Genomic DNA, 9,178 nt, shown 5'->3' with positions numbered 1-9,178 from the left:
GAGCAATGCTTTGTTTCAGCAACAAATCAATGCAAATGCTAGTGCTATTTCTTCAACGATAAAAGTAACGGAAACGTTGCAAACAAAAGTCGGTGAGAATAGTGCGTCTATTCAAAATGTCACTGAAAGTGTAGATGGCATCTATGCTCAGCAGTTTACTAAGTTCGATGTAAATGGCCATGTTTCTGGTCATGGATCAATGAATGATGGTACGACTTCAACTTTCATATTCAATTATGATGCAATTCAGTTTGGTACGCCTGTCGGTGTTGATGATGTAGAACCTAAACCATTAATGACACTGCAAAATACTCCAGTTACTTTGCCAAACGGTACTGTTATTCCGCGTGGATTGTATGTCGACAATGGTAGTTTTGGATATATCAATGCGAATAGGATCTGGGCAGAAAACTTAAGTGTTATTAGCGCTGATCTAGGTTCAATTAAAGTTAAAAATGCAAATATTGATGATGGTGCAATTAGCACCCTTAAAATCCAGGATGAAGCAGTAACTGTTCCAATAGGCGTAACCTTCCCATCAAACTCAAATATTCCTGATTTTGATAATCAGCTTGTAGATGAATCTTCTATCAATGCTTGGTTTACATGGTCAAATGGAAAGGTTGCATCAGTTACTATGGCAAGATCTGGAGGAAAGGCCCTCATCAGCGGGGGTATAATGTTAAAACAATTTATGGTTCTAACTTCTATTAATGGAAATACAACCAGAGCTGATTTGGCTTCTTTAATTAGCCTAATTGTTGGTGTTTATAGAAACGGAACCGAGATTGCCCGGCATTACTTTGCCCCATCCAATACACAAAATAATATTTTGTACTTCAGTGGCTCTTATACGTTACCCCCAACTATTGATAATGCATTTTCAGGCAGTGCTGAATATAGCCTTAGAGTTGCGATCGGCAGAAATACCACTTCAGTAAACAACGTTAAAGCCTCCTACTTTAAAGATGCATCAAATCAAGCTGCATTGCCTTTTGAATTAACGAGTAGAACATTAACGGTAATTGAGTTGAAAAAATGACAGGTATAGTTTCAAAACATGGTGAGTTGTTGTTTCAGATATCTGGCAACGACGAGACTATTCAATTAAATACCCCTGAAGATTGTTTTGCAGTTGAAGATCCACCCAAGGCGAATATGTACCATAGCAATGGAAAGTGGAAAGAGATTCCTCAACAACCTTCTGAACATCATATATTTGATTTCAAAGATAAAGAATGGGTAGATCCTCGAACTCTAGATCAGGTTAAGGAGCATAAATGGCTTGAGATAAAACAAATTAGAGAAACCACCGAATTCGGTGGTTTTTCATTTAATGGATATAAATTTGATTCAGATGAAAAGTCTCAGAGCCGCATTATTGCAGCAAGTGCATTAGGCGTAGAGGTTGAATGGACATTATTCAACAATACCGTTATCACATTATCAGGGGAGGAATTAAAAAAGTTAAGACAAGCATTGGCAGAGCATGTATCTATGTGTCATGCAAGAAGCAGAAAAGCTAGAGAGAGTATTGCGCTGGCTAAAACGAAAGCTGAAGTAGATAAGATCAGTTTTTAATATTAACGAGACATTTTATAGCACCCAACTGGGTGCTTTTTTATTGCCGAAATTAGGGGGCTGCATGGCAGACAATCAGCAAATTATAGATACATCGACCGCTTTGGCGGCCAGTAAGGGTGCAACATACGGGGGAAGTGTGGCAGGAGCAGTTTCGGCGTGGATCGGGTCAATCGATTTAGCATTTTGGGTCAGTATCATCATTGGTTTAGCTGGTTTTTTAATGAACTGGTATTACGCCAAAAAGAAAAATAAGCGCGATGAAATTGCACTGAAAGCTTATTTAGAAAGCTTAGAAAAGAAAGGTGACTGTAATGTCAAACAAGACTAAATATATCGCAGCATTCTTAGCAGCTTCGGCTGCTTTTTTTGTGGGCGTAAAAAATGATGAAGGGTTTACATCAAAGCCAGTGATACCCGTTAAAGGGGATCGTCCAACACAGGGCCATGGTTCAACATTCAAACCGGATGGCTCACCAGTAAAAATGACAGATCCACCAATTACACGTGCGACCGCAGATAAGTGGTTGCGAAATGATGTGGCTAAGCGTGAAGTCGCGTTTAAAGATTCATTGAAGGGCGTGAAATTATCACAAACTGAATATGACCTATACCTCGATTTCACGTATCAATACGGGATTGGTGCATGGTCTAGCTCATCAATGCTGAAAAATCTAAAGGTAGGGAAGTATAAGGCAGCTTGCGACTCATTACTTAAATATAAGTATGTTGCAAAGCGTGATTGTTCTATTCGCAAAAATGGTTGCTACGGGGTTTGGACCAGACAAGTAGAACGACACGCAAAATGTATAGGAGCGCAGTGATGTGGATTGTATTTGCTGCTAAATATTGGCGAGAAATCATTATCGGTTTTCTCGCTTTTTTATTGGCCATATCTTTGGCCGTACTCAATTACAAAACTGGTCAGCTAAAAGAAGCTGAACAAAAGTGTCAATCTCAGATCCAAGAGATTGAGCGCAAGAATTTGAAAGCACTTGCCGAAAAGCAAAATCAGATCAATAAAGTGAGCGCAGACTATGAACGAGTCAAAGCAGAGCAAAGCACCAAAGTCGAATATATTGAGCGTGAAGTGCAAAAGATCGTGGAGCGTCCTGTTTATAAGTCTAGCTGTGTTGACGATGCTGGGGTGCAGCAACTCAATGAACTCATTAAAGCCGGCAATACCAGCTAATCTCATCCAGCCGTGCCCTAATTTAAATGAAATTGATGGCACAACTGGCAAAGATTTAATGATCTGGTCAGTTGATACGGTTGCAAAATATAATGATTGCAAAACAAGGCACGGTGCGATTGTGAAGGCGTTACAGCAATAACTACGAAACTTTCGTAATGAAAACTTGAGCTAACCTAATATGGGGTTTACGTCATTTTTGGCGAAAAGGGTATGCAGATTGCATATACCCTTATTTTTTTGCCTGAATTTTAGTTTTTTGGTTTTTGCCAATAAAGTGCATGGTATTAGATGAAATTCGCATGAGAGGAGTTACTACACTTTTGGAGTAGTGATACGGGATAATCTGGTATCACTTTTGCGGATATTTTTGAGTCACTTACAACTAACTATCTAAATGCTAGTTAGTAGGATTTACGATTTAGTCTTAAAAGGGGGTTGCTCAGCTTTGAGCAGGGAATATGGTGACTTTAAGTCACTCAGTTAATTATTTGCAAGTAGCTTAAAGCTACTCGCAACTAAGCAGCTAACAGATACTTAGTGCAACTATCTCTCAGATAGTCGCAACTAACCCACTTAGAGTTGGTTTGCACTTATCCAGATAAGACTAGTTGGCACATTTCTATTAAACTACATTTTAAATTATTTTGAATGTAGTTTAAAAATACGTAAAACAAGACAAATGCAGTTTTAAAAAATAGTGCAACAAAAGTGTAGCAATCTTATTTAACCTACTGATTTATATAAGTAACAACCGCTCCTTTTGGGGCGCTTTTTTTATGTTTAATTGTTCGACAATTCAATAGAAAGCTGGCCTTAACTGATACTTCAATGTCCCTATTTGCACTTAAGCCTTTTTATTAACTTTGTATGATAAGAATCAAGAAAACGAACAATAAAGTTTAAGTAACTACGGTTACTAGCAAGGAGCTTTCACTATGAACGCTAAAGTAAATATTACGAATCGTGCCGGAGCAAGCTTTCCTGTACGTCGTATGAACTTTGACTTTAATGATGTACCAGAATACTGGATGAATGGTTCTGCTGGCCTTACACATTTTATGACAGCATTATCAGCACTATTTCCTGCTGGTGAAAAGTTCTTTATTGATAGTGTACGTGCGGTGCGTTATCACCCAGCGATTAAAAACAATGAAGAGCTACAAAAAGAAATTAGTGCTTTCATTGGTCAAGAGGCTATGCATACTCAAGAACATGTGAACTTTAATGCATCTGCACAAAAGTTCGGTCATGATGTAGAGTCGTTGGAAAAATTTACTGATACAGCTATTCAGACTGCCCGTAAAACTTTTGCAAAGATCGTAAAACCATTTGGTATGACCCAAGAAATGGTAGATTTAACTGCGACTACGGCTCTTGAGCATTTTACTGCAACGATTGCATCTCAGCTTTTAGTTAATACTCATATTCAAGAGCTTATGACAGACAAAACAATGTCAACTATGTGGTATTGGCATGCAATAGAAGAAAATGAACATAAAGCCGTAGCTTTTGATGTATACGAAGGCGTATTTGGCAAAGGTGTTAAAGCTTATGCATTACGTACAAGTTCACTTGTATTTGCGATGGCGCTTATTTTCGCAATTCAATCTTCGTTTGTACTCCGTCTTTTAAGAGAAGATAAAAAATTAAACTTAGATGAATTGTCTGTGATTTATAAATATGGTTATAGCCCGTCGAAAGGCATTATTACGGGTATGGCTAAAGAGATGTTGGCTTATTTTAAACCAGGCTTTCATCCTAATGATTTAGATACAGTTAGCCTATTAAAATCATGGAAAGCCAAACTTGGACTTTAAATTAAAAATAAAGTGAAAAGGACTGTTAGCAGTCCTTTTTTATTGTCTTGAAACCACTGCTCGTTTTTAAAATTGATATATGTTCATTTTGCTCCAGAAAGGGGCTAGTGATGACCTCATCTGATAATTTGCTGTCCTCATCTGCACTTAAATAGCGCTTTCAAAGGCGTATTATTATAAATATTAAGAAAATAAATAAGGATATAAGTGAATTGATGGTTCACTTAAAGGAGTCTGACATGAATGCTAAAGTAAATATTTCTAATCGTGCTGGAGCAAGTTTCCCTGTACGTCGTATGGACTTTGAATTTGCTCAAGTCCCACGTTATTGGGCAAATTACGATGCAGGATTAACTCACTTTATGACAGCATTATCGGCTCTTTTTCCTGAAGGCGAGCAGTTCTTTGTAAATAGTACACGTGCAGTACGAAATGATCCAAAGCTTGCTGACCCGGCTCTTCAAAAAGAAATAAGTGCTTTTATTGGTCAAGAAGCTATGCATTCTAAAGAACATTTAGCATTTAACGCTTCTGCGCAAGCGTATGGATATGATGTTCGCAAAATGGAAAAGCAAACAGGTACAGTTATTAAAATGGGTACAGCAGTTGTAACCAAGTTAATGAAACCTTTTGGCTATACTAAAGAAATGATTGATTTGACAGGTACTTGTGCTTTAGAACATTTTACATCGACGATTGCCGCTGAACTTTTACAAAATCCTGAAATTCAGGCCATGTTCCAAGATGACACCATGTATCACTTATGGATGTGGCACGCAGTAGAAGAAAATGAACATAAAGCTGTTGCGTTTGATGTGTATACAAGTATGTATGGGCAAGGGCCAAAAGCTTATTTTATGCGCTCAACCGCTTTAATTATTGCGATGGCATTAATCTTCGCTACACAATCTTATTTTACTGCTAAGTTACTTAAGACTGATGACAAGCTAACATGGAAAGATACCAAATACATGCTTAAGTTCATGTATGGCCGTAAAGGTTTTATGACCCGTCAAATTCCAGAATTATTAGATTTCTTAAGACCAAAATTCCATCCAAATGATTCAGATACGACAGCTTTATTGGCCACTTGGCGTGAAAAGTTAGGGCTTTAAAAAACTGTCCGGAAAAAGAGCAATTTAATTGCTCTTTTTTTTTACTCGTTTTTTCTATTTAAGTTTCTATAATACGTTTACTTTGAAATCTAAAAATGTGCTGAAACTCATGATCCGTACTATGCAAGCCTCCGATATTGATAGTGTTGCCCAAATTGAGAAGCTTGTTCAAACACACCCATGGTCTAGGCAGCAATTTCTAGAATCTGTGAACTCTTATCAGTGTACGGTAATTGAGTTAAATAATAAGGTCGTCGGTTTTTGTATTTTACAACCTGTGTTAGATGAAGCGAACTTATTGCTTATGGCAATTGATCCTCAAATGCAAGGTAAAGGTTTAGGATATCAATTGTTGGAAACCTCGATTGAGCGGTTAGAAAATCAACCTGTACAAATTTTTCTAGAGGTTCGTGAAAGTAATAAAGCAGCCATTGGTTTATACGAAAAAACAGGTTTTCATCAAATTGATGTGCGTCGCAATTATTACCCAACTCAAGAGGGTGGGCGTGAAAATGCCGTTATTATGGTAAAAAGCTGTACCGACGATTTTGCGTCTTTATTCTAAAATGACTGTCTTGTTGTTTTAACAACAAGACAAAATCACATTACTTAATAATTAAATTATTCCATTCAGAAGGTAACGTTGTCATGAGAGAGTTACCTAACTGATTAATCTCCTCTGGCGATAATGATCTATTTAAGCGGCGCCATTGCCCATCTAATAAAAGTTCTAGTGGAGTATATTGAGACTTATAATTCATTTTAGCTGAGTGGGGTACCCAATAGCCTAAGTAAAGATATTCTAAACCAAGTGATTTTACATATTCGATCTGATTCAAAATTGAATAAACACCTAAAGATCTGCGGTGCTCGTCTGGGTCGAAAAATGTATAAACCGCAGATAATCCATCATCCATTAAATCACATGTAGAAACGCTAATTAGACGGTTATCTTTCCATAACTCTAAGAAGAAACTATCTGTACAACTATGAACTAGGAATTTTTCAAATTGATCTAAACTTGGTGGAAACATATCACCATCGGCATGGCGCTCGTTAATGTAACGTTCATATAGATCATAATGAATTTGTGCAGCTTGCCGTGTTGGCAGAACAGTCATGGTAAGGTCTTGATTCCGCTTCCATGCTTTTTTTTGCATGCTGTTCATTTGGAAATCGGCAACTGGAACACGACAAGACAAACACTGTCTGCATAAATGACATTCAGGACGATATACAAAGTCACCACTACGACGAAAACCTAATCGCGATAACTCTGAAAGAGTCACCACATCGATGCGATGAATCGGGTCTAAAAAGACCATACGTGCTGACTTATTTTCTAAATAGCTGCAATCGTGAGGTGGAGTAATATAGTACTGCAGATCATTTAAAAGGGACTTCGGGTGATATGATTTCATGATTGGTCCCTCCTGTTATCATTCCATTAATTTTGCATTTAATGCTATTGTTTTACTTGAAAATACACGTTCTTGATACTTTTTCCAATTGATAGAGGGGTGAATAATTACATCTTGTAACGATTTAAGATATTCCTGCCGAGAAAGTGTACAAGCCCCCAAGCTAATTAAGTGACTATTTACCAGTTGGCAGTCGACCCAAGGAAGCTGATTTTCTTGACCGATTAACATTAAAGTATAAAAAGCCATTTTAGAAACATCGGTTTGAGTACTAAACATAGACTCGCCAAAACAACCCTTACCAATCGTAACTCCATATAAACCGCCTACCAGCTGTTTGTCTTGCCAAACTTCTATGCTGTAGCCATAACCTGAATTAAACAACGCGCAGTAACCTTGAATAATATCTTCGCTAATCCAAGTTTCGTTAGCATAACTTCGAGGTAGTGAACATGAACGAATGACTTGTTCAAAAGCACGGTTTACCGTAATGGTGTAATCGTGCTTTTTCATGTTCCGAATGAGCGATTTACTTGGTTTATAGTTTTGAGGGTAAATCACACAGCGTGGTTCAGGACTCCACCAACAAATAGGTTCATCTTCATTAAACCAAGGAAAGAGTCCGTGAGTATATGCTTCATAGAGGGTAGAAGGGGAGAGGTCAGCACCAATGCAAATTAGACCATGACCATCTGGATCGGCTTCCTCTGGATCTGGAAAAATATATTGAGATAGAGGTAGTATGTTCATAAAACTAAAATAATGTGTGCTTAAGGGTTATGCTATAAAAATTAATTTGAGGCAGCCAGCAATTATTATAAATGATAAAAAAACAGCCGTTTTATAACGGCTGTTTGAAATATCTAAACTTAAAGATTATCTAGATATTTTTCTGCATCTAATGCTGCCATACAGCCTGAACCAGCTGAAGTAATGGCTTGACGGTAGATACTGTCAGCAACATCACCCGCAGCGAAAACACCTGCTACAGAAGTTGCTGTTGCATTACCTGAAGTACCGCTTTGTACTTGAATATAGCCATCACGTAAGTTCAACTGGCCTTCAAACATTCCAGTGTTTGGCTTATGACCAATGGCAACGAATAAGCCTTGAACTTGTACATCTTGTTTGCTTTCATCTTTTGTAGATTTTAAGCGAACACCTGTTACGCCAGTATTGTCACCAAGGACTTCTTCAACTTCATGATTCCAGATAATACTGATCTTGCCTTCTTTTTCTTTAGCAAATAAGTGATCTTGTAAAATCTTCTCAGAGCGTAAAGAATCGCGGCGATGAACCAGTGTTACATGTTCAGCAATATTTGATAAATAAAGCGCTTCTTCAACAGCGGTGTTACCACCACCTACAACCATTACTTTTTGGTTTTTATAGAAGAAGCCATCACATGTTGCACATGCGCTCACGCCTTGGCCCATAAACTTTTGTTCAGACTCTAAACCAAGATATTGAGCTGTCGCACCAGTTGCAATAATTAATGCATCACAAGTGTACTCATCCATATCACCTTTAAGAACAAAAGGACGTACATTTAAGTCCACTTCATTAATATGGTCATAGACGAGTTCAGTACCGAAGCGTTCAGCATGTGCTTGCATACGGTCCATTAAAGCAGGACCAGTCAAACCTTCAGGATCGCCCGGCCAGTTGTCAACTTCGGTTGTCGTTGTAAGTTGGCCGCCAAGTTGTAAACCAGCAATAAGTGTTGGTTTAAGATTTGCACGTGCTGCATATACAGCTGCACTATAACCCGCAGGACCAGAACCGAGAATAATTAACCGAGAATGACGAGCACTCATTGAGGGTATCCTTATTTATTTCGAGAATTTTGAAAATTATACGTGAAATTGCCGACCAATAGCGTGAAATCAATGTGGATAATATTGATCAGGACAATCGAATTAAGTTATATAACAATATAGAAGAGCCTTATGTTAACAACAACTGTAAAGAATCATGCACCTTTTTTGTAAGAACAGGTGCATAATATAAAGTTCATTCGTTGAAGATCTGAAATGTAGGTCTTCACAT

General features: G+C 37.8%; 11 protein-coding genes and 1 pseudogene. 9 read left to right on the top strand and 3 right to left on the bottom strand.

The features are described from left to right. From J671_RS26160 to rimI, 9 genes and pseudogenes are all read left to right on the top strand, one after another. A pseudogene (locus J671_RS26160) lies at positions 1 to 1,042 on the top strand (hypothetical protein); the annotation flags it as partial. Further along, on the top strand, positions 1,039 to 1,581 hold the full coding sequence (locus tag J671_RS15855) for a DUF4376 domain-containing protein (protein ID WP_031982788.1): 543 nt from the start codon (positions 1,039 to 1,041) through the stop codon (positions 1,579 to 1,581). The pseudogene J671_RS26160 and the gene J671_RS15855, both read left to right, overlap by 4 nt. A 64-nt stretch (positions 1,582 to 1,645) precedes the next feature. Then, positions 1,646 to 1,912 carry a holin gene (locus J671_RS15850; protein WP_017394007.1) on the top strand — a complete coding sequence of 89 codons (267 nt, stop codon included), beginning with the start codon at positions 1,646 to 1,648 and terminating at the stop codon, positions 1,910 to 1,912. Then, a complete protein-coding gene (locus J671_RS15845; protein ID WP_017395307.1) occupies positions 1,896 to 2,405 on the top strand; it encodes a glycoside hydrolase family protein in 510 nt (169 codons plus the stop codon). The genes J671_RS15850 and J671_RS15845 overlap by 17 nt, the downstream gene beginning before the upstream one ends. Further along, entirely contained in the window at positions 2,405 to 2,773 is a 369-nt protein-coding gene (locus tag J671_RS15840) for a hypothetical protein (RefSeq protein ID WP_031982786.1), read from the top strand. Before J671_RS15845 ends, J671_RS15840 begins: the two co-directional genes overlap by 1 nt. Continuing rightward, positions 2,742 to 2,915 carry a hypothetical protein gene (locus J671_RS25945; RefSeq protein WP_171073490.1) on the top strand — a complete coding sequence of 58 codons (174 nt, stop codon included), beginning with the start codon at positions 2,742 to 2,744 and terminating at the stop codon, positions 2,913 to 2,915. The genes J671_RS15840 and J671_RS25945 overlap by 32 nt, the downstream gene beginning before the upstream one ends. A gap of 796 nt (positions 2,916 to 3,711) precedes the next feature. After that, positions 3,712 to 4,593: a metal-dependent hydrolase gene (locus J671_RS15835; protein WP_004710249.1), complete on the top strand. Its 882-nt coding sequence runs from the start codon at positions 3,712 to 3,714 to the stop codon at positions 4,591 to 4,593. Between the two features lie 239 nt (positions 4,594 to 4,832). Then, positions 4,833 to 5,708 carry a metal-dependent hydrolase gene (locus J671_RS15830; RefSeq protein WP_002052039.1) on the top strand — a complete coding sequence of 292 codons (876 nt, stop codon included), beginning with the start codon at positions 4,833 to 4,835 and terminating at the stop codon, positions 5,706 to 5,708. A 109-nt stretch (positions 5,709 to 5,817) separates the two neighbouring features. Continuing rightward, positions 5,818 to 6,273 (top strand): ribosomal protein S18-alanine N-acetyltransferase, encoded by a 456-nt coding sequence (gene rimI, locus J671_RS15825; protein WP_002052080.1) that lies wholly within the window; start codon positions 5,818 to 5,820, stop codon positions 6,271 to 6,273. Positions 6,274 to 6,313: 40 nt separating this feature from the next. Here rimI and J671_RS15820 read toward each other — a convergent pair whose 3' ends face one another. From J671_RS15820 to trxB, 3 genes are all read right to left on the bottom strand, one after another. Then, positions 6,314 to 7,129, bottom strand: a complete 816-nt coding sequence (locus J671_RS15820) for an arginyltransferase (RefSeq protein ID WP_002052085.1) — start codon at positions 7,127 to 7,129, stop codon at positions 6,314 to 6,316. A gap of 18 nt (positions 7,130 to 7,147) precedes the next feature. After that, on the bottom strand, positions 7,148 to 7,879 hold the full coding sequence (aat, locus tag J671_RS15815; protein ID WP_004710244.1) for a leucyl/phenylalanyl-tRNA--protein transferase: 732 nt from the start codon (positions 7,877 to 7,879) through the stop codon (positions 7,148 to 7,150). Between the two features lie 119 nt (positions 7,880 to 7,998). Next, the gene (gene trxB, locus J671_RS15810) at positions 7,999 to 8,946 is read right to left on the bottom strand and encodes a thioredoxin-disulfide reductase (protein WP_002052068.1); all 948 of its coding nucleotides are present in this window, start codon (positions 8,944 to 8,946) and stop codon (positions 7,999 to 8,001) included. Positions 8,947 to 9,178 lie beyond the last annotated feature (232 nt).

Source organism: Acinetobacter sp. 1130196, from assembly GCF_000588095.1.
Lineage (GTDB): Bacteria > Pseudomonadota > Gammaproteobacteria > Pseudomonadales > Moraxellaceae > Acinetobacter > Acinetobacter nosocomialis.
This window is presented reverse-complemented; position numbering and strand designations above follow the sequence as displayed.